At 40.1% G+C, this 19,773-nt stretch carries 17 protein-coding genes, 1 rRNA gene and 1 other annotated feature (1 of these 19 only partly in view); of the genes, 14 read left to right on the top strand and 4 right to left on the bottom strand.

What is annotated here, in order from left to right:
* Positions 1-522: 522 nt before the first annotated feature.
* From rpmH to jag, 4 genes are all read left to right on the top strand, one after another.
* Positions 523-657 (top strand): 50S ribosomal protein L34, encoded by a 135-nt coding sequence (rpmH, locus tag IGK53_RS12720; protein WP_002293121.1) that lies wholly within the window; start codon positions 523-525, stop codon positions 655-657.
* Positions 658-774: 117 nt separating this feature from the next.
* On the top strand, positions 775-1,131 hold the full coding sequence (rnpA, locus tag IGK53_RS12715; RefSeq protein ID WP_430604833.1) for a ribonuclease P protein component: 357 nt from the start codon (positions 775-777) through the stop codon (positions 1,129-1,131).
* Entirely contained in the window at positions 1,128-1,946 is an 819-nt protein-coding gene (locus IGK53_RS12710) for a YidC/Oxa1 family membrane protein insertase (RefSeq protein WP_002309900.1), read from the top strand. Before rnpA ends, IGK53_RS12710 begins: the two co-directional genes overlap by 4 nt.
* A gap of 17 nt (positions 1,947-1,963) precedes the next feature.
* Positions 1,964-2,722, top strand: coding sequence for an RNA-binding cell elongation regulator Jag/EloR (gene jag, locus IGK53_RS12705; protein ID WP_430604831.1), 759 nt, complete (start codon positions 1,964-1,966; stop codon positions 2,720-2,722).
* 169 nt (positions 2,723-2,891) lie between these two features.
* Here jag and IGK53_RS12700 read toward each other — a convergent pair whose 3' ends face one another.
* A complete protein-coding gene (locus IGK53_RS12700) occupies positions 2,892-3,275 on the bottom strand; it encodes a hypothetical protein (protein ID WP_073357676.1) in 384 nt (127 codons plus the stop codon).
* 299 nt (positions 3,276-3,574) lie between these two features.
* Here IGK53_RS12700 and mnmE point away from each other — a divergent pair, with 299 nt between their 5' ends.
* The 9 genes from mnmE (at position 3,575) to guaB (ending at position 13,635) form a co-directional block, all read left to right on the top strand.
* A complete protein-coding gene (gene mnmE, locus IGK53_RS12695; protein WP_002329774.1) occupies positions 3,575-4,972 on the top strand; it encodes a tRNA uridine-5-carboxymethylaminomethyl(34) synthesis GTPase MnmE in 1,398 nt (465 codons plus the stop codon).
* Between the two features lie 16 nt (positions 4,973-4,988).
* Positions 4,989-6,890, top strand: a complete 1,902-nt coding sequence (gene mnmG / locus IGK53_RS12690) for a tRNA uridine-5-carboxymethylaminomethyl(34) synthesis enzyme MnmG (RefSeq protein WP_002293110.1) — start codon at positions 4,989-4,991, stop codon at positions 6,888-6,890.
* Between the two features lie 233 nt (positions 6,891-7,123).
* Positions 7,124-7,837 (top strand): 16S rRNA (guanine(527)-N(7))-methyltransferase RsmG, encoded by a 714-nt coding sequence (gene rsmG, locus IGK53_RS12685; protein WP_002293109.1) that lies wholly within the window; start codon positions 7,124-7,126, stop codon positions 7,835-7,837.
* 11 nt (positions 7,838-7,848) lie between these two features.
* Positions 7,849-8,616: a ParA family protein gene (locus IGK53_RS12680; protein WP_002293108.1), complete on the top strand. Its 768-nt coding sequence runs from the start codon at positions 7,849-7,851 to the stop codon at positions 8,614-8,616.
* Positions 8,603-9,493, top strand: coding sequence for a ParB/RepB/Spo0J family partition protein (locus IGK53_RS12675; protein WP_002293107.1), 891 nt, complete (start codon positions 8,603-8,605; stop codon positions 9,491-9,493). Before IGK53_RS12680 ends, IGK53_RS12675 begins: the two co-directional genes overlap by 14 nt.
* 20 nt (positions 9,494-9,513) lie before the next feature.
* Positions 9,514-9,705, top strand: a complete 192-nt coding sequence (locus IGK53_RS12670; protein ID WP_002293106.1) for a DUF951 domain-containing protein — start codon at positions 9,514-9,516, stop codon at positions 9,703-9,705.
* An 8-nt stretch (positions 9,706-9,713) separates the two neighbouring features.
* Positions 9,714-10,814 (top strand): redox-regulated ATPase YchF, encoded by a 1,101-nt coding sequence (gene ychF / locus IGK53_RS12665; protein WP_002293105.1) that lies wholly within the window; start codon positions 9,714-9,716, stop codon positions 10,812-10,814.
* Between the two features lie 89 nt (positions 10,815-10,903).
* Positions 10,904-11,599 (top strand): DUF1129 domain-containing protein, encoded by a 696-nt coding sequence (locus IGK53_RS12660; RefSeq protein WP_002293104.1) that lies wholly within the window; start codon positions 10,904-10,906, stop codon positions 11,597-11,599.
* 551 nt (positions 11,600-12,150) lie between these two features.
* Complete coding sequence (gene guaB / locus IGK53_RS12655) at positions 12,151-13,635, top strand: IMP dehydrogenase (protein WP_002293341.1); 1,485 nt, start codon at positions 12,151-12,153, stop codon at positions 13,633-13,635.
* A gap of 535 nt (positions 13,636-14,170) precedes the next feature.
* Here guaB and serS read toward each other — a convergent pair.
* From serS to IGK53_RS12640, 3 genes are all read right to left on the bottom strand, one after another.
* Positions 14,171-15,442 carry a serine--tRNA ligase gene (serS, locus tag IGK53_RS12650; RefSeq protein WP_002329775.1) on the bottom strand — a complete coding sequence of 424 codons (1,272 nt, stop codon included), beginning with the start codon at positions 15,440-15,442 and terminating at the stop codon, positions 14,171-14,173.
* 49 nt (positions 15,443-15,491) lie between these two features.
* Positions 15,492-15,697: a binding site (T-box leader), on the bottom strand.
* 38 nt (positions 15,698-15,735) lie between these two features.
* Positions 15,736-16,944 (bottom strand): sensor histidine kinase, encoded by a 1,209-nt coding sequence (locus tag IGK53_RS12645; protein WP_002329776.1) that lies wholly within the window; start codon positions 16,942-16,944, stop codon positions 15,736-15,738.
* Positions 16,931-17,620, bottom strand: coding sequence for a response regulator transcription factor (locus IGK53_RS12640; protein ID WP_002329777.1), 690 nt, complete (start codon positions 17,618-17,620; stop codon positions 16,931-16,933). Before IGK53_RS12640 ends, IGK53_RS12645 begins: the two co-directional genes overlap by 14 nt.
* Positions 17,621-18,362: 742 nt before the next feature.
* Between IGK53_RS12640 and IGK53_RS12635 the strand changes: the two genes are divergently transcribed.
* Positions 18,363-19,773, top strand: a 16S ribosomal RNA gene (locus tag IGK53_RS12635) (it continues 150 nt past the right edge of the window).

Genomic DNA, 19,773 nt, shown 5'->3' with positions numbered 1-19,773 from the left:
ATAAGGCCTCCTCCTTCATTAAAAAGTGAATAACTAGTACTAATTTAGCATTTTTTTCAATAGTTTTCCACAGAAACCGAAGAAAAAAATTTTTTAATTACAATTATCCACATAATCGACAAATAAAAAAAAGAGAAAAACACAGCTGTCAAAAAAAGTTTTCCACACCACTAATGCACAGGTGGACAACTCGTAAAAATCACTAGATTTCCTCCTATACCTGTGGATAACAAATATATATTTATCAATAGTTTAGGGACAAAATGCACAGAAAAATGCCTGGTTGTGGATTACTTTTTTTACACGTGTGTTTTCTGTGTAAAAGTGCCTCGTTATTATTTGTGGATAATTCCTGTGCATAACTTTTTCCACATGGGATTCCCATAGAAAAAAATAATCTTGTGGATAAGTTTTGACAATCGATCTTCTATTTTATATTGACAAAATCACTACTTTGTCGTTATACTATCAAAGTATGTCTGTGTTTATAAAATAGATAAGAACATTTTGGAGGTGGAATATATGAAAAGAACATACCAACCAAATAAACGTAAACGTCAAAAAGTTCACGGATTCCGTAAACGTATGAGTACTAAAAATGGACGTCGTGTGTTAGCTAGCCGTCGTCGTAAAGGAAGAAAAGTTCTTTCAGCTTAGGCCACTGGGGTTTCAGTGGTTTTTTTTATACTCTTTTTTAGGGAAATGATGAAAGGACAATCGTAATTATGGTATGATTATGAGCGTAAGTGAGAGATAGAAAAGGAAAGAAAACTAATGAGAAAAGCGTATCGAGTAAAAAAAGAACGAGAGTTTCAAGCCGTGTTTCATACGGGAGATTCTTTTGCTAACCGCAAATTCGTCGTTTACCGTTTGAAAAAACCGGGACAGCCTCATTTTCGAGTTGGTTTATCTGTAGGAAAAAAGGTCGGCAACGCGGTAAGCCGCAATGAAGTCAAACGAAAAATCCGAGCAGCAGTTTATTCTATAAAAGAAGAGATTGATCCGGAGTTGGATTTTATTGTGATTGCTAGACCAAGTGTGAAGGGGCTGACTTATGATGAGGTTAGCTCCAATTTAGTCCACGTCTTAAAACTTGCAAAAATAATCGACAGAGAGGAAAAGAGTAAGTGAAGAAATACAAACGTTTACTTTTGATGGCCGGTATCGTTAGTTTGGTCATCGTCTTATCCGGTTGCGGAACTGGGGAAGTCAGCGCACAAAGTACAGGAATTTGGGATCGTTATATTGTTTATTACTTTGCTGAGGCGATCAAGGCGTTGTCATTTGGTAATGCAGGGATAGGGATCATTTTATTTACATTGATCATCCGTGTGATCTTGTTGCCGCTGATGCATTTCCAAACAAAGAGCATGCGCAAGACACAAGAATTACAACCGAAATTAAAAGCACTGCAGCAACAATATAGTTCAAGAGACCCAGAAACACAAAGTAAATTAAGAGAAGAGCAACAGCGTTTATATGCGGAAAATGGAGTCAATCCATATGCTGGTTGTCTTCCTTTATTGGTACAAATGCCAATCTTGATGGCGTTATGGCAATCTATTTCCCGTGTACCTGAGTTGAAACAAGGCCATTTCTTATGGTTGAACTTAGGGAACGCGGATCCAACATTTATCTTGCCGATTCTAGCAGCAATCTTTACTTTTGCAAGTACGTATTTATCTAGCATGAGTCAGATTGAATCGAATGCATCAATGAAGATCATGAATTTCGTGATGCCTGTAATGATTTTAGTGATGGGTGTCAATTTAGCCAGCGGTCTTTCATTATACTGGGTGGTTTCCAATGCCTTCCAAGTTGTACAAACGCTGCTGATCAACAATCCTTTCAAAATTCGAAAAGAACGGGAAGAAGAAGCACGTAAAATCCGCGAAAGAGAACGTGCATTGAAGAAAGCAATGAATCCTAAGAAAAAACGGAAATAATAGGGGAGGGAATGCTAATGCCGATTTATGAAGCTGCAACAATAGATGAAGCTGTTCAACTAGGTCTAGCTGATTTGGGTTTGGCCAAAGACCAAGTTGAAATCGAAATACTGGAAGAAGGAAAAAAAGGTTTCCTAGGAATGGGCCAAAAAAATGCACGGCTTTCGATCCAGCCAAGTATCAGTGAAAAAATTTCTGAAACAGTAGAACAGACGGTAGAAGAGATTTTAGAAGAAGAACCAACAGCTGAGATCGAGGTAGTCAACGAAACGATTCTTGAAGAAAAAACAGAAGAAGTAAGTGAGCTAGGTGATGAAGCAGCTTTAACGGAATTGGCAGTCTATCTTACTGAAATTTCAAAACAGCTTGATGCTCCAGCTCTTGTCAAAATGGAAAGAGAATCCAATAATATGGTCGTTTTCCATTTAGAAACACAAAAGCAAGGGTTACTGATTGGGAAACATGGAAAAACGCTGAATGCATTGCAATATCTGGCACAAGTCTTCATCCATCGTTTAGCAAGAAATAAGCTATCTGTAGTGGTCAATGTAGGCAATTACCGTGAAAAGCGCCAAGAGATCATTCAGCGTTTAGCTGATCGCACGGCTGAAAAAGTAAAACGGACAGGACAGCCTGTTTTCTTAGAACCAATGCCTGCCTTTGAACGTAAACAAATCCATGCTGCATTAAGTAAAGATGAACATGTAAAAACACATTCGGAAGGTGAGGAACCTTATCGTTACTTAGTAGTTGAACCTGCTAAAAAATATTATTGATTCCATTACTTTTTGAATAAATCACGTTGACAAAGTTTTTCAAACCAAGTATATTTTACTAGAAATCATTCTTATCAGAGTATACGATGAAGTAGTCACTAACTTTGATAGAAAAAAGCGGAACGAAACTGTTTTCAGTTTTGCTCCGCTTTTTTTGTACCTGTTTCATTTAACCAATCGTCGTTTGGATAAATTGGATCACTGTTCCATAAGCAAAAAGTTCCAGAAAATACTTTCCATCCCGATTTCTTTGCTGATACTCAAAATGACAGTTGATCACCGCATTCGCACCATATTCAAGAACCTTCATCTTTAATTTCCTCTTCGTTGTCAAGAAAAGATCCTCTTTGGGAAAAGCTGGGTCAAACAAATCAGCTTCTAAGCATTCCACAACAAAAACGATATCGCGGACGATATATTTTTGATTGATATTTCCTGTAGATAAAACAACATCGTTGATCCGAGAATCACTTTCTTCTTTCAATGCATCAGAGTTGAACTGGCTCACTCCTTTTCTCCTTTCAAAAGTGTATAGTTTAGATAGCGCTACCATTTAGTGTACCGTTTTTTTTAAGAAAGATAAAGCCTTGTTTATACAGCATTTTCTCTTCGAATAAACCAAAGAACACAAAGAGACATCCAAAGTCAATTAAATGTAAGGTAATGGAATCAGGTGAGGTACAACTTCATATAACTTGTTTTAAACACTTGATTCCTTATAGCAAGTGTGATAACCTATGACCAGAATTTAATCAAGAACAAGCAGTCAAAGTGCGAAGTTCACCGTTTATTATGCATAAAGGGTGGAGTGGGCACTTTTTTTGTGCGCAAAATGAAAAAGGAAGTGAAAAAATGGCTGAAATTACTTTAGAATTTGATACGATTGCGGCAATTTCTACCCCGCCTGGAGAAGGGGCAATCAGTATCGTTCGTTTAAGTGGCGATCAAGCTGTGCAACTAGCAGATAAAGTTTATCATTCTGGGAATAAACGACTATCTGAAGTACCAAGCCATACGATTCATTATGGACATATCGTTGATCCTAAGAGCGATCAGCTAGTCGATGAAGTCATGGTCTCTGTGATGAGAGCACCAAAGACATTTACGCGGGAAGATGTAGTAGAAATCAATTGTCACGGCGGGATCGTCGTAGTCAATCAAATTTTGCAGTTATTGTTAAGAGAAGGGGCAAGATTAGCTGAGCCAGGCGAATTCACAAAACGGGCATTCTTGAATGGTCGTGTTGACCTTTCACAGGCAGAAGCTGTGATGGATTTGATTCGGGCAAAAACAGACAAAGCAATGGGGTTAGCCCTTAATCAGTTAGACGGCAATCTGTCTGCTTTGATCCGCTCATTGAGACAAGAGATTTTAGAGACATTAGCTCAAGTAGAAGTAAATATTGATTATCCCGAATATGACGACGTCGAAGAATTGACTACGAAGTTATTGCTTGAAAAAGCACAGATGATCCAACAAAGAATCCAAGCACTACTTGCTACGTCCAAGCAAGGAAAGGTTCTGCGGGAAGGGTTAAGTACGGCGATCATCGGTCGGCCAAATGTCGGCAAATCAAGCTTGTTAAACCATTTGTTAAGAGAAGAAAAAGCCATCGTTACGGACATTGCAGGAACGACTCGAGATGTAATCGAAGAGTATGTCAATGTTCGAGGCGTACCGCTCAAGCTAATCGATACAGCTGGAATTCGGGAAACAGAAGATGTGGTGGAACGTATTGGGGTCGAAAGAAGCCGTAAAGCATTAGCAGAAGCAGACTTGATCTTACTTGTTCTAAACCAAAGCGAACCACTGACAGCAGAAGATGAACAATTACTGGAAGCGACAAGTGGATTGAAACGGATCATTCTTCTAAATAAAACAGATTTGCCAGCACAGTTGGAACAAGAAAAATTGAACAAATGGAACGAAAATGAACCAGTTTTTTCAATTTCCGTAGCTAAAAACGACGGACTAGATCGTTTGGAATCAGCTATTTCTGAGTTATTCTTCAGCGGAGAAACAGGAGAAAGAGACGCTACTTATGTTTCCAATACCCGCCATATCGCATTGTTAGAAAAAGCTTCCCTGTCACTTGAAGAAGTCATTGCAGGTATTGATGCAGGAATGCCTGTGGATCTCGTTCAAATCGATATGACGCGTTGCTGGGACTATCTAGGAGAAGTGGTTGGCGATAGTGTACAAGATGAATTGATCACTCAATTATTCAGTCAATTTTGTTTAGGAAAATAAAAGGAGGAACAAACGATTGAAACATTATGAAGCAGATGCGTATGACGTGATCGTTGTCGGCGCAGGACATGCCGGTTCAGAAGCTGCACTTGCTGCTGCACGTATGGGCTCAAAAACGTTATTACTGACAATAAATTTGGATATGGTAGCATTCATGCCATGTAATCCTTCTGTAGGCGGACCAGCTAAAGGCGTTGTTGTTCGAGAAATCGATGCGCTAGGTGGAGAAATGGGTAAGAATATCGATAAAACCTATATCCAAATGCGTATGTTGAACACAGGAAAAGGTCCAGCTGTCCGAGCATTGCGAGCACAAGCAGACAAACATGCTTATTCAACAGAAATGAAACATACAATCGAAAAAGAACCAAATTTGACGTTAAGACAAGGAATCGTCGAAGAACTGATCGTCGAAGATGGTGTTTGTCATGGTGTAGTGACTTCCACAGGAGCGAGCTATCGGGCAAAAGCAGTTGTTATTACAGCCGGAACAGCACTTCGCGGAGAAATCATTATCGGTGAATTAAAATATTCATCAGGTCCGAATAACTCTCAACCTTCTATTGGACTAGCGAATCATCTAAAAGAACTTGGCTTTGCTATCGAACGGTTCAAAACAGGAACACCGCCTCGAGTAAAATCAAGTACGATCGATTATTCTGTTACAGAAGAACAACCTGGTGACAAAGAGCCGAATCATTTTAGCTTCAGCACACCAGATAGTGCCTATAAACTAGATCAGGAATCTTGCTGGCTAACCTATACAGGTGAGACGACTCACCAAATCATTCGAGACAACTTACATCGTGCCCCAATGTTTACAGGGATCGTTGAAGGGGTAGGCGCTCGCTATTGTCCATCCATCGAAGATAAGATTGTGCGTTTTGCAGACAAACCACGTCACCAACTATTTTTAGAACCAGAAGGCTTGAACACAGAAGAAGTCTATGTTCAAGGGTTATCTACTTCTTTACCAGAAGATGTCCAAGTCGACATGCTTCATTCCATCGCCGGTTTGGAAAAAGTAGAAATGATGCGTACAGGATATGCTATCGAATATGACGTAGTAGAACCACACCAACTCCGTCCGACATTAGAAACTAAAGTCGTTGAAAATCTTTATACAGCTGGACAAACAAATGGTACAAGCGGGTATGAAGAAGCGGCTGGACAAGGACTGATTGCTGGTATCAATGCAGCTTTGAAAGTTCAAGGAAAAGAGCCTTTAGTGATCAAACGAAGTGATGGTTACATCGGTGTCATGATCGATGATTTGGTGACAAAAGGAACGAACGAGCCTTACCGTTTGCTGACTTCACGTGCTGAATACCGTCTGCTTTTACGTCATGATAATGCAGATTTGCGATTGACAGAAATGGGTCACCGTGTGGGCTTAGTAAAAGAGGACCAATACAAGGCTTATTTGAAGAAAAAAGAAGCAGTTGAACAAGAAATCAAACGTTTGATGAATGTACGGATCAAACCAACAGAAGAAGTTCAAGCCTTTTTAGCGACGATTAATGCGGCACCTCTAAAAGATGGCGTACTAGCAAGCGACTTTTTAAGACGCCCTGAGATTACTTATGCAGATCTTCTACGGTTTATTCCAGAGAATGAAGAATTAACACGAAAAGAAATCGAACAAGTAGAAATCCAAATCAAATATGAAGGCTACATCAAAAAAGCCATGGAAAAAGTAGAAAAATTAAAACGCATGGAAGCGAAAAAGATTCCAGAAAACATCGACTACGCAGCAATCAACGGATTAGCAACAGAAGCAAAACAAAAATTGCAGAAAATCCAACCAGAAACAATTGCCCAAGCTAGCCGGATCAGCGGAGTAAATCCTGCAGATCTAAGCATCTTAATGGTCTATATCGAACAAGGGAAGATTGCGAAAGTCAGTGAACCAGCGTAATACGTAATAATAAATAGAAGAGAGAACCAGTTTTTGCAGAAATTGCTCAAAGCTAGTTCTCTCTTCTATGTGTATTTTATGAGTGCCATAATAGAAAGAAAAAATCTATCGGCGTTTCTTACTTTTCAAATTTTTAAGAATCCATATGGAAGGATTGCATGTCTTGGAATTTTGCGTTAAAGTAGGGAGAGAATCTGTGAAACAATTGCTGTTTCACAATGAAAGGAATAATTATGATACCAGAAGAATTTCGCCAATCTTTGGCAGAAAAAGGGATAGAGCTTACCGATCATCAAATGGAACAATTTGCTATCTATTATCGGACATTAGTCGAATGGAACGAAAAAATGAATCTTACAGCCATTACGGATGAAAAAGACGTATACCTGAAGCATTTTTACGATTCGCTTACGTTAGCATTTGAAGTAGACTTTACGCAACCTTTATCTTTATGCGATGTCGGTTCAGGAGCAGGATTTCCTAGCGTACCTTTAAAAATTGCCTTTCCCGAATTGCAGATAACGATTGTTGATTCTCTGAATAAAAGAATAACCTTCCTGTCTGAACTAACTCGATTATTAGGAATTGATGCTTCCTTATATCATGACCGGGCAGAAACATTTGGACAAAATCCTCAATTTCGTGCATCATTTGACCTTGTCACTGCTCGTGCAGTTGCTCGTTTGAATGTGTTAGCAGAATTGTGTTTGCCCTTGGCTAAACAAGAAGGCTATTTTTATGCATTGAAAGCAGCAAAAAGTGAAGAGGAACTGACAGAAGCAAAACAAGCGATTGCTTTATTAGGTGGTAAATTCCTCAAAGAAGAGGCAGTTACCTTGCCGAATGTCTCTGACCAACGGCATATTATCGTCATTCAAAAAAAGAAAATAACCCCAAAGAAATACCCAAGAAAGCCCGGTCTGCCTAATAAGCAGCCAATCAAATAGGAGGAGAAGAGATGGCACAAATAATATCTGTTGCGAACCAAAAAGGTGGCGTCGGCAAAACAACGACGACGGTAAATCTAGGTGCTTGTCTTGCCAGCCTTGGCAAAAAAGTGTTGCTAGTGGATATGGATGCACAAGGAAATGCTACCAGTGGTGTCGGGATCAGAAAACCCGATGTGACAAAAGACATCTATGACGTTCTAGTCAATGAATTGCCAATTGATGAGGCGACGTTGATCACTGAACATGAAAATTTGAGTATTGTGCCTGCGACTCTCCAATTAGCAGGAGCAGAGATCGAATTGACATCAATGATGGCAAGAGAATCAAGATTAAAAGGATCTTTAGCAGAAGTCAGCAGCCAGTATGATTATATTTTGATCGATTGTCCGCCTTCTCTTGGCCATTTGACAATCAATTCATTTACAGCAAGTGATTCGATTTTGATACCTGTTCAGTGTGAATATTACGCATTGGAAGGATTAAGCCAATTACTGAATACGGTTCGTTTAGTCCAAAAGCACTTCAATCCAGAATTGGAAATAGAAGGTGTCTTGCTGACCATGTATGATGCACGAACAAATCTGGGAAATGAAGTCGTAGAAGAAGTACGCAAATACTTCCGCGAAAAAGTCTATGAAACAATCATCCCAAGAAATATTCGTTTATCAGAAGCACCTAGTCATGGAAAACCGATCATCGACTACGATCCACGTTCTCGGGGAGCTGAAGTCTACCAAGCATTGGCAAAGGAAGTGGTAAGTCGTGAAGAAAAGTAAAGGATTAGGCCGAGGAATCGATGCATTGTTCCAAGATTTAGAAAACTTAGAGACGGTGGATGTAAAAGATGATACCGTGGTCCAGTTGCCATTGAATGAGCTGCGTCCAAATCCGTATCAGCCTCGTAAGACATTTGAAGAAGTATCTTTGCAAGAACTAGCTAATTCTATTGAACAATCAGGCGTCTTCCAACCAATCATCGTACGCCGTTCTGCAGTAAAAGGATATGAGATCATCGCAGGAGAAAGACGTTTTCGAGCGTCCAAACTAGCTGAAAAAGAAACGATCCCTGCTATCGTCAGAGACTTTGACGAAGAAGCAATGATGCAAGTAGCCGTGTTGGAAAACCTGCAACGGGAAGATCTGAATCCATTAGAAGAAGCAGAAGCGTATGAAATGCTGATGAAAAATCTGAAACTGACACAAGCAGAAGTGGCTAGTCGTTTAGGAAAGAGCAGACCTTATATCGCCAATTATTTGCGCTTGCTTTCTTTACCAGATCTTGTTAAGGAAATGGTGCAAGATCAACGTTTATCTATGGGACAAGCTCGTACGCTGTTAGGCTTGAAAAACAAATCATTGATCTTGAAATTAGCCAATCGTGCAGTAACTGAAAATTTAACTGTCCGCCAACTGGAACAGATCGTTTCTGAATTAAATCAAAACGATGGAAAAGAAAAGAAAAAAATCCCAAGGCTAGCAAAGGAAAAACCCTATTATATCCGAGAAAGCGAAGATCGTTTGATGGATAAATTCGGTACGAGCGTAGCTATCCAAGAAAAAAACGGGAAAGGTAAGATCGAGATCGAATACCTTTCTCAAAAAGATTTGACACGAATTCTTGATATCTTGAATATTCAATTTGATGAAGAATAAACAAAAAGGAGGCTATTTTTATGTACGACTTGCACGATATCGTTGAAATGAAAAAACCTCACGCTTGTCAGACGAACCGCTGGGAAGTCATTCGAATGGGCGCAGATATCAAAATCAGATGTATGAATTGCGGACATATCGTCATGATGACCCGTCGAGATTTTGAAAAGAAATTAAAAAAAGTAATTGAAAAAAATGCAGAGAAAGAGTGAATAAATTTATGGCATTGACTGCTGGAATTGTTGGGTTGCCCAACGTAGGAAAATCAACTTTGTTTAATGCGATCACAAAAGCAGGAGCAGAAGCAGCAAACTATCCCTTTGCGACGATCGACCCTAACGTAGGGATGGTAGAAGTACCTGACTGGCGTTTGCAACGCTTAACAGAACTTGTACATCCGAAAAAAACTGTTCCGACGACTTTTGAATTTACAGATATTGCTGGGATCGTAAAAGGCGCTAGTAAAGGAGAAGGTTTGGGGAATCAATTCTTAAGCCATATCCGCCAAGTAGATGCTATTTGTCACGTTGTCCGCTGTTTTGATGATGATAATATCACTCACGTAGAAGGACGCGTCGATCCACTAGAAGATATTGATACAATCAACTTGGAACTAGTGTTAGCAGACTTGGAATCTATCAACAAACGCTATACTCGTGTAGCAAAAGTTGCTAAAACCAAAGATAAAGATGCAGTGGCAGAGCTAGCTGTATTGGACAAAATCAAACCTGTACTGGAAGAAGGAAAATCTGCTCGAACGATCGAATTCACAGAAGAAGAACAAAAAATCGTTAAATCACTATTCTTATTGACGACAAAACCGATTCTTTACGTAGCAAATGTGTCAGAAGATGATGTGGCAGATGCAGATGCGAATCATTATGTACAAGAAGTGCGCAACTTTGCGGCAGAAGAAAATGCAGAAGTGATCGTGGTCAGTGCTCGTGCAGAAGAAGAAATCGCAGAATTAGATGAAGAAGACAAAGCAGAATTTCTAGAAGCTTTAGGAATCGAAGAATCAGGTTTGGATCAGTTGATCCGTGCCGCTTATGATTTGTTAGGCTTAGCTACTTACTTTACTGCTGGGGAACAAGAAGTACGTGCTTGGACATTCAAAAAAGGAATCAAAGCGCCGCAAGCAGCAGGAATCATCCATTCAGATTTCGAACGCGGATTTATCCGTGCGGAAACTGTCTCTTTTGAAGACTTGGATCATTATGGAAACATGCATGCAGCAAAAGAAGCTGGGCGTGTTCGATTAGAAGGAAAAGATTATGTTGTACAAGACGGCGACGTAATGTTATTCCGCTTTAATGTGTAAAAGGGCTATCAAACTAGCTGTAGAATATGGTAGAATGTCTTTTGTGACGACCGTTGAGAAAAGGAACGGCTAAGGAGGACTATTAGATAATGGAACCAGAACAATTACGAGAAATCGTAAAAGAAAACAATAGTTTAGAAACAAAATTAACCAAAAGAAATCAACAGTACATTTTTGATTTGAAAAAATCTTTAGAAGCAGCGAATTTGTCTGAAGAAGAAAAAGTAAAAGCCCTTCATGACATTCTGCCTACTTTAGTTGCAGAACAAAAAGGCGGAAAAACAGCTCGCCAATTGTTCGGGACAGTCTCTGAAAGAACGGAAGCAATCATCAATAAACCAGCAGAAATACAAAATACATCGACCCCTTTATTGATGTGGTTGGATAATACATTACTACTGCTTGGTCTATTAAGTATCATGATCGCGATTACCGGATTGTTTTCACGTGGAACAACGCCAGCTTATGGCTTCTCTACACTCGTTCTAGGTTCTGCAATCGGGGGCTGGGTCTTTTATATGATGTACAAGTACATCTATCAGTATGAATATCCGGGAGCAGATCGAAGCAAGAAACCAGGAATGGGTAAAACATTGCTTATCCTAGGTGGAACGACACTTCTTTGGGTCGTGCTGTTTTCTGCGACAACGCTATTGCCGCCAGTTATCAATCCAGTATTAGATCCGATAGTAGTTATCATCATCGGAGCAGCTGCTTTAGCCGTCCGTTACTACTTGAAGAAAAAGTATGGGATCATTGGAAGTTTATCCGTTCCAAGAAGATAAACCAGAAAGCAGAGTAGTAGCTTTACTAAATATTGAGAGGTAGTAAAGGACCTCATTCCGTTTATCCATAGTTAAATAATAGTAAGGGGCTGTGACAAAAGTCTTGTCGCAGCTCCTTTTTTCGAATAAACGGTGTTCAATCAGCTGACCCTCGGCATTAGTTCAAAAAACGGCAAAATATGAGGAACTATTTTACCGTTTGTTTCTCTAATACTCAATCAGAACACTGATTTCACAACCTCTTCCTTAAACGGTGTTCTCCTGCCAACTCCTCGGTCACAAGTCACAATATTCAACAAACATGAGCAGCTGTTTTTTTGAAATTGTTCCTTGTGACTCGGAGCTGAACGGCAGGCTCACGACCTCTTTCTTAAACGGTGTTCAATCAGCTAACCACTTCTGTCGCACTCTCTTTTAGTATATACACAGATGTAAGCGATTTATATTGGTATTCTATGAGAAAGCTAATTTGATTCCATGTAGATCATTGACTTAAATGAAAAAATCAATTATTTTAATAGATAAACTAAATTAGAGGAGTGGTACTAAAAATGTCCAACTGGGAAACAAAGTTCACGAAAAAAGGATTTACTTTTGATGATGTCTTATTGATACCAGCAGAAAGTCACGTGTTACCAAACGAAGTGGATATGAGCGTACAATTAGCTAAAAATATTAAGTTGAATATTCCAATCATCAGTGCAAGTATGGATACCGTTACCGACAGCAAGATGGCCATCGCTATGGCAAGACAAGGCGGATTAGGTGTGATCCATAAAAACATGACGATCAGCCAGCAAGCGGATGAAGTAAGAAAAGTCAAACGTTCTGAAAGTGGCGTCATCATTGATCCGTTCTTCTTAACGCCACAGCATCTTGTAGCAGACGCAGAAGAATTGATGAGCAAATACCGTATCAGTGGTGTGCCGATCGTTGAAACACTTGAAAACAGAAAATTGGTAGGGATCATTACAAACCGCGACATGCGTTTTGTAACAGATTACCACATGCCGATTGCTGATGTGATGACAAAAGACAACTTAGTGACTGCCCCAGTAGGTACCTCTCTAAAAGATGCAGAAAAGATTTTGCAAAAACATAAAATCGAAAAATTACCAATCGTTGATAACGAAGGTCGTTTAAGCGGATTGATCACAATCAAAGATATCGAGAAAGTGATCGAATTTCCAAATGCAGCAAAAGATGAACATGGTCGATTGCTTGTAGCAGCAGCTGTTGGTGTAACAAGCGATACATTCGAGCGTGCGAATGCTTTATTAGAAGCAGGGGTAGATGCAATCATCATCGATACAGCTCATGGACATAGTGCAGGTGTAATCCGAAAAATCCAAGAAATCCGTTCAACTTTTGCAGATGCAACATTGATTGCTGGGAACGTTGCGACGGCTGAAGCGACAAAAGCTTTATATGATGCAGGGGTGGATGTCGTAAAAGTCGGTATCGGACCAGGATCGATTTGTACGACACGTGTGGTAGCCGGTGTAGGTGTACCTCAGCTCACAGCCATCTATGATGCAGCATCAGTTGCTCGTCAATATGGCAAAGCGATTATTGCAGACGGAGGAATCAAGTACTCTGGTGACATCGTCAAAGCATTAGCTGCCGGCGGACATGCAGTTATGCTAGGCAGCATGTTGGCGGGGACAGATGAATCACCAGGCGAATTCGAAATCTTCCAAGGACGTCGATTCAAAACATACCGAGGTATGGGTTCATTAGGCGCGATGGAGAAAGGTTCAAAAGACCGTTACTTCCAAGGTAGTGTCAATGAAGCAAATAAATTAGTACCAGAAGGAATCGAAGGTCGGGTTGCTTACAAAGGAAGTGTTGCAGACATTATTTTCCAAATGATCGGCGGTTTGCGTTCAGGAATGGGTTATGTTGGGGCAGCCAATTTACAGCAATTACGTGATGAAGCGCAATTCATCCAAATGAGCGGCAGCGGGTTAAAAGAATCACACCCTCATGATGTACAAATCACGAAAGAAGCACCAAACTATTCAGTTGAATCTTAAAAATACTAAAAAAGAGTGGTGACACAACATGTGTCACCACTCTTTTTTTGAATAAACAATGTTCCTTTGCCAACTCCGAATCACAAGTACAATATTCATAAAATATGAAGAGCTGTTTTTTGAAATTACTCCTTGTGGTTTGGAGTGAAACGGCAGGCTTACGACTTCTTGGTAAACGGTGTTCTCCTGCCAATTCCTCGGTCACAAGTCACAATATTCAATAAACATGAGGAGCTGTTTTTTGAAATTGTTCCTTGTGACTCGGAGCTGAACGGCAGGCTCACGACCTCTTGGTAAACGGTGTTCAAAAGCCAGTTTCTCGGTATTAAGTCCAATTTATGCAAAAATGTGGAAAGCCATTTTCACAAAATTTTTCTTAATACTCGAAACTAAGCGGCTTTTTCACAACCTCTGATAAACAGTGTTCAAAAGCTTGCATCTGCGGTAATAAGCCCAACAAAACGAAAAATCAGAGGAGCTATTTTTGTTTGGCAGTTCTTATTACTTGATGCAGGACAGCTTTTTCACAACCTCTTTATTTAATAACTTTCAGATTACCCATATAAGGAACGAGCGCTTCTGGAACTGTGACAGAACCATCTTCATTTTGGTAGTTTTCCAAAATGGCAGCTACTGTACGGCCAACCGCAAGTCCTGAACCATTCAAAGTATGAGCATAGTGGATTTTTCCATCATTATCGCGATAACGAATCATGGCGCGGCGTGCTTGGAAATCTTCACAGTTAGAACAAGAACTGATTTCACGATAAGTATCTTGTGCAGGAATCCATACTTCTAAATCATAAGTTTTAGCTGCAGAAAAGCCCATGTCTCCAGTTGATAAGGCCATTACACGATAAGGCAAATGCAGTTTTTTCAAGATATCTTCTGCATCAGCTGTCATTTTTTCCAATTCTTCGTAAGAATGTTCTGCATCCGAGAATTTGACCATTTCTACTTTATTGAATTGGTGAAGACGGATCAGTCCTCGAGTATCCCGACCGGCACTTCCAGCTTCAGAACGAAAAGCAGGACTTAGCGCAGTGAAATAAACAGGTAAATCCGCACCATCTAAAATTTCATCATTATAATAGTTAGTCAATGGGACTTCAGCTGTCGGAATCAATGTTAAATCAGTATTCTCCAATTGGAAAACATCTTCTTTGAATTTTGGAAATTGTCCTGTACCAAACATCGCTTTACTGTTGACGATATAAGGAGTAATCATTTCAGTATAGCCGTGTTCGTAAATATGCTGATCAAGCATGAAGTTGTAGACTGCACGTTCTAATCGAGCGCCCAACCCTTTATAATAAACAAAACGGCTACCGGCTACTTTTGCGCCACGTTCAAAGTCTAAAATATCAAGATTTTCTGCAATTTCCCAGTGTGGTTTTGGCTCAAAAGCAAATGTACGTGGTTCGCTCCAACGACGGATTTCTACATTGTCCTCTTCATCTGATCCAACTGGCACAGAATCATGGGGAAGGTTTGGCAAAGTAGTGGCAATTTGTTTCAATTTTTCATCTACTTCAGCAATTTCAGTATCCAATGCTTTGATGTTGCCGCCGACTTCTTTCATTTCAGCGATTTTAGCAGAAGCATCTTCTTTTGCACGCTTCAATTGAGCGATCTCAGCAGAAACGTCATTTCGATATTTTTTCAATTCTTCACTTTTGACTAGTAATTTGCGGCGGTTTTCATCTAGTTCCATGAATTCAACTAATGTTTCTTTTTTAACGCCCCGAGTCATTAGTTTTTCTTGTACTTCTTCGATATTTTGTCGCATCATTTTTACATCTAACATATGTTTTCCTCCTTTTTGAAAATAAAAAAAGACTGATCCATCCCATTATTCTTGGGACGAATCAGTCTGAAATTCGCGGTACCACCCAAGTTCAGCATAAGCTGCACTTGTTGAACACATAACGGCTGTTGAACCGACCTTTCTTATTTCGAAAGGGCACGTAAACGAACTGGAACTTCCAAATTATCCTTTGCTGATTTGCACCTGCCATCAGCTCTCTGAAAAAGAATAAAGTGTACTGGGTTCTGTGTTTTTCATTTATTCTAATAATTGTAATAAGAATAGCGAATATTTCAGCTTTCGTCAATAACTTCCTGTGCATCAATAGGTAATTTTTCATTTTTCTTGATTGGAAGGTGCATGATGAAAGAAGTCCATTGCTTATCTGATTTTGCATAAATGTAGCCACCATGTAAAGCCACAATACTTTGAGCGATTGCTAAACCAAGCCCAGTTCCTCCAGTTGCTTGTGACCGAGATTCTTCTACACGATAAAAACGGTCGAATAGATTATCGATTGCCTGTTGTGGGATCATTGCTCCATTATTTTTGACCGTTGCAACAACTTCTGAACCGACACGTTCTACTTCGATCACGATCTTCGTAGCTCCTTTTCCATATTTCAACGCATTCGTCAAAAGATTATTGAAGACACGTACAAGTTTTTCTGTATCGCCATCCATGATAAGGGAATCTACTTTTGACTGCACAAGTATTTGGATATTTTTTTTAGAAGCTTCCAACTCAAAATCAGCAGCTAACTGTTCGATCAACTGGATCATATCAAAGGCAGAAAAATTTACTGGGACAGCAGGCTGGCGTACCTTAGTGTATTCAAATAAGTCGTCCACTAAAGATTTCATCTGCTTTGCTTTAATATAAGCGGTATGTGTATACTTTAAAAGATCTTCTTCTGAGTGATACTGACCATCTTCTATCAATCCTAGATATCCAATGATAGAAGTAAGAGGGGTACGGATATCGTGACTAACATTTGTGATCAATTCATCTTTTGATTTCTCGATTTTACGTTCGTCTTCAATCGCTGCTACTGTGCTATCTACCAATCCATTGATACTTGTTACAACTCGGCTTAAGTCACCACTAAGTTCAAAAGGGATACGATGATCATAATTTCCATTTGCGATGTAATGAAGTTCACTGATGATATGTCGTAATTGCATTTGGCGATATCTTCGAATCAAACGCCAATACAAAACACCAATATCTAATAGAAAGAAAAAGGGAATAATAAAGTTTCGACCGTTCCAAAATAAATCAGTGTTCAATCGTTCCGCAAAAATATTCTTTGAATCCCAAATCGCATTTGACAAAGAAGGTGAACTATTGATTACCGAACTGATAACAACCAAAATAGAAACATTTAATAGAAGTAAAAGGATGATCGTGATGATTCCTTCCGCTAACAATTCGCTGATTTCTTTTGAAGTCAAGTTGATCCGACGGCGTTTTTCAGTTGCTCGTTTACTATCTTGCGTCAATTTTATAGCCCACTCCCCAAACGGTTTGAATGACTTTTTCACCACCAGTTGCTTCTTCGATCTTATCTCTTAAATGGCTAACATGAACCATGACAGTTTTAGCAGAGACAATACTTTCTTGTTTCCAAACACGCTCAAAAATTTCATCCGCGCTAAATACTCGATTAGGATGACTAGCAAGCAAGTAGAGGATACCGAATTCCAAAGCTGTTAACTGGATTTCTTTCCCATCGATTGTTTTAACTTCATGAGAGTCTTTATTGATGATTAATGCATTTACTTCTAATACATCAGGCTGATCTGGGGCAATCTGCATTTTTGTACGCCGTAATAAAGACTTTACTCTAGCCATTACTTCTAATGGATTAAACGGTTTGGTTACATAATCATCTGCACCAGCCACCAGTCCTTTGATCTTATCCATATCAGTAGTTTTTGCTGTCAGCATAATGATTGGGATTTGAGATTCTTTTCGCAGCTCTTTCACTACTTGCATCCCGTCCATCTCTGGCATCATGATATCTAAAATAAGTAAGTCAATATCAGGGATTGTTCTGATTTTAGATAATGCTTCTTTCCCATCATAAGCCTTTACTGCTTCATAGCCTTCATTGTGAACATAGATACTTAATAATTCAACGATTTCTTTATCATCGTCAGCAATCAAAATTTTCATAAATAAATCCTCCAGAGTCATATTGTTACTATTATTCTAGCAAAAAAAAGCAGAAATAGATAAAAGCAGCACTTTGTTAAGGAAAATTTTAGAAGGTGAGAGATTTGGTTCTCATAAATAGGACAAAAACATGAACGTTAAACTGAAAATAAAAGGATTTTTCGTTTTTTAAGGTTATAAAGACGAACAAAAAAAGGAGAAGAACTAATTAACGATCATATAAGCTGGAAATGTTGATAAATAAGCATTTTCTTATTGACTTTCGTATGTGATGTTGATATATTATTATTTGTTCAAAAGAACACCAATAACTTAAAATAATAAAAAATAAGTTATTGACATGTTGATAATGACATGATAAGATAACTGAGTTGTTAAAAAAAGAACAGCTTGCGAAGCTTGATTCTATCGAAAAAAACTTCAAAAAAGTTCTTGACAAATAACAAACAACAAGTTATGATAAATGAGTTGTTGAAAGATTTCGAAAAAACGAAATCGAAAAAACTTTTAAAAAAGAGTTGACAATCACTTGTCGCTCTGATATGATATAAAAGTTGTTACGGCAGCCGAAAATAAATCGGAAAAACACTTCCGATGAAGTAGACCTTTGAAAACTGAACAAAGTAAGACAAACCAAATGTGTAGGGCGTCTTGATTCAATTCAAGACAACAAACATTTTTTACAAGCAAGCAATATGCTAGCAAACAAATTGAGCTTAACAATCGCAAGATTGTTCGAACTTTTTATGAGAGTTTGATCCTGGCTCAGGACGAACGCTGGCGGCGTGCCTAATACATGCAAGTCGTACGCTTCTTTTTCCACCGGAGCTTGCTCCACCGGAAAAAGAGGAGTGGCGAACGGGTGAGTAACACGTGGGTAACCTGCCCATCAGAAGGGGATAACACTTGGAAACAGGTGCTAATACCGTATAACAATCGAAACCGCATGGTTTTGATTTGAAAGGCGCTTTCGGGTGTCGCTGATGGATGGACCCGCGGTGCATTAGCTAGTTGGTGAGGTAACGGCTCACCAAGGCCACGATGCATAGCCGACCTGAGAGGGTGATCGGCCACATTGGGACTGAGACACGGCCCAAACTCCTACGGGAGGCAGCAGTAGGGAATCTTCGGCAATGGACGAAAGTCTGACCGAGCAACGCCGCGTGAGTGAAGAAGGTTTTCGGATCGTAAAACTCTGTTGTTAGAGAAGAACAAGGATGAGAGTAACTGTTCATCCCTTGACGGTATCTAACCAGAAAGCCACGGCTAACTACGTGCCAGCAGCCGCGGTAATACGTAGGTGGCAAGCGTTGTCCGGATTTATTGGGCGTAAAGCGAGCGCAGGCGGTTTCTTAAGTCTGATGTGAAAGCCCCCGGCTCAACCGGGGAGGGTCATTGGAAACTGGGAGACTTGAGTGCAGAAGAGGAGAGTGGAATTCCATGTGTAGCGGTGAAATGCGTAGATATATGGAGGAACACCAGTGGCGAAGGCGGCTCTCTGGTCTGTAACTGACGCTGAGGCTCGAAAGCGTGGGGAGCAAACAGGATTAGATACCCTGGTAGTCCACGCCGTAAACGATGAGTGCTAAGTGTTGGAGGGTTTCCGCCCTTCAGTGCTGCAGCTAACGCATTAAGCACTCCGCCTGGGGAGTACGACCGCAAGGTTGAAACTCAAAGGAATTGACGGGGGCCCGCACAAGCGGTGGAGCATGTGGTTTAATTCGAAGCAACGCGAAGAACCTTACCAGGTCTTGACATCCTTTGACCACTCTAGAGATAGAGCTTCCCCTTCGGGGGCAAAGTGACAGGTGGTGCATGGTTGTCGTCAGCTCGTGTCGTGAGATGTTGGGTTAAGTCCCGCAACGAGCGCAACCCTTATTGTTAGTTGCCATCATTCAGTTGGGCACTCTAGCAAGACTGCCGGTGACAAACCGGAGGAAGGTGGGGATGACGTCAAATCATCATGCCCCTTATGACCTGGGCTACACACGTGCTACAATGGGAAGTACAACGAGTTGCGAAGTCGCGAGGCTAAGCTAATCTCTTAAAGCTTCTCTCAGTTCGGATTGCAGGCTGCAACTCGCCTGCATGAAGCCGGAATCGCTAGTAATCGCGGATCAGCACGCCGCGGTGAATACGTTCCCGGGCCTTGT

The sequence above is a fragment of the Enterococcus sp. DIV1224 genome, from assembly GCF_050555455.1.
Taxonomy (GTDB): Bacteria; Bacillota; Bacilli; order Lactobacillales; family Enterococcaceae; genus Enterococcus_B; species Enterococcus_B lactis.
This window is presented reverse-complemented; position numbering and strand designations above follow the sequence as displayed.

What these genes read in the sequence shown, in the direction of transcription:
- rpmH (WP_002293121.1), top strand. Translation starts at nt 523, where the DNA reads ATGAAAAGAACATACCAACCAAATAAACGTAAACGTCAAAAAGTTCAC.
- rnpA (WP_430604833.1), top strand. Translation starts at nt 775, where the DNA reads ATGAGAAAAGCGTATCGAGTAAAAAAAGAACGAGAGTTTCAAGCCGTG.
- jag (WP_430604831.1), top strand. Translation starts at nt 1,964, where the DNA reads ATGCCGATTTATGAAGCTGCAACAATAGATGAAGCTGTTCAACTAGGT.
- IGK53_RS12700 (WP_073357676.1), bottom strand. Translation starts at nt 3,275, where the DNA reads ATGGTAGCGCTATCTAAACTATACACTTTTGAAAGGAGAAAAGGAGTG.
- mnmE (WP_002329774.1), top strand. Translation starts at nt 3,575, where the DNA reads ATGGCTGAAATTACTTTAGAATTTGATACGATTGCGGCAATTTCTACC.
- rsmG (WP_002293109.1), top strand. Translation starts at nt 7,124, where the DNA reads ATGATACCAGAAGAATTTCGCCAATCTTTGGCAGAAAAAGGGATAGAG.
- IGK53_RS12680 (WP_002293108.1), top strand. Translation starts at nt 7,849, where the DNA reads ATGGCACAAATAATATCTGTTGCGAACCAAAAAGGTGGCGTCGGCAAA.
- IGK53_RS12670 (WP_002293106.1), top strand. Translation starts at nt 9,514, where the DNA reads ATGTACGACTTGCACGATATCGTTGAAATGAAAAAACCTCACGCTTGT.
- ychF (WP_002293105.1), top strand. Translation starts at nt 9,714, where the DNA reads ATGGCATTGACTGCTGGAATTGTTGGGTTGCCCAACGTAGGAAAATCA.
- IGK53_RS12660 (WP_002293104.1), top strand. Translation starts at nt 10,904, where the DNA reads ATGGAACCAGAACAATTACGAGAAATCGTAAAAGAAAACAATAGTTTA.
- guaB (WP_002293341.1), top strand. Translation starts at nt 12,151, where the DNA reads ATGTCCAACTGGGAAACAAAGTTCACGAAAAAAGGATTTACTTTTGAT.
- serS (WP_002329775.1), bottom strand. Translation starts at nt 15,442, where the DNA reads ATGTTAGATGTAAAAATGATGCGACAAAATATCGAAGAAGTACAAGAA.
- IGK53_RS12640 (WP_002329777.1), bottom strand. Translation starts at nt 17,620, where the DNA reads ATGAAAATTTTGATTGCTGACGATGATAAAGAAATCGTTGAATTATTA.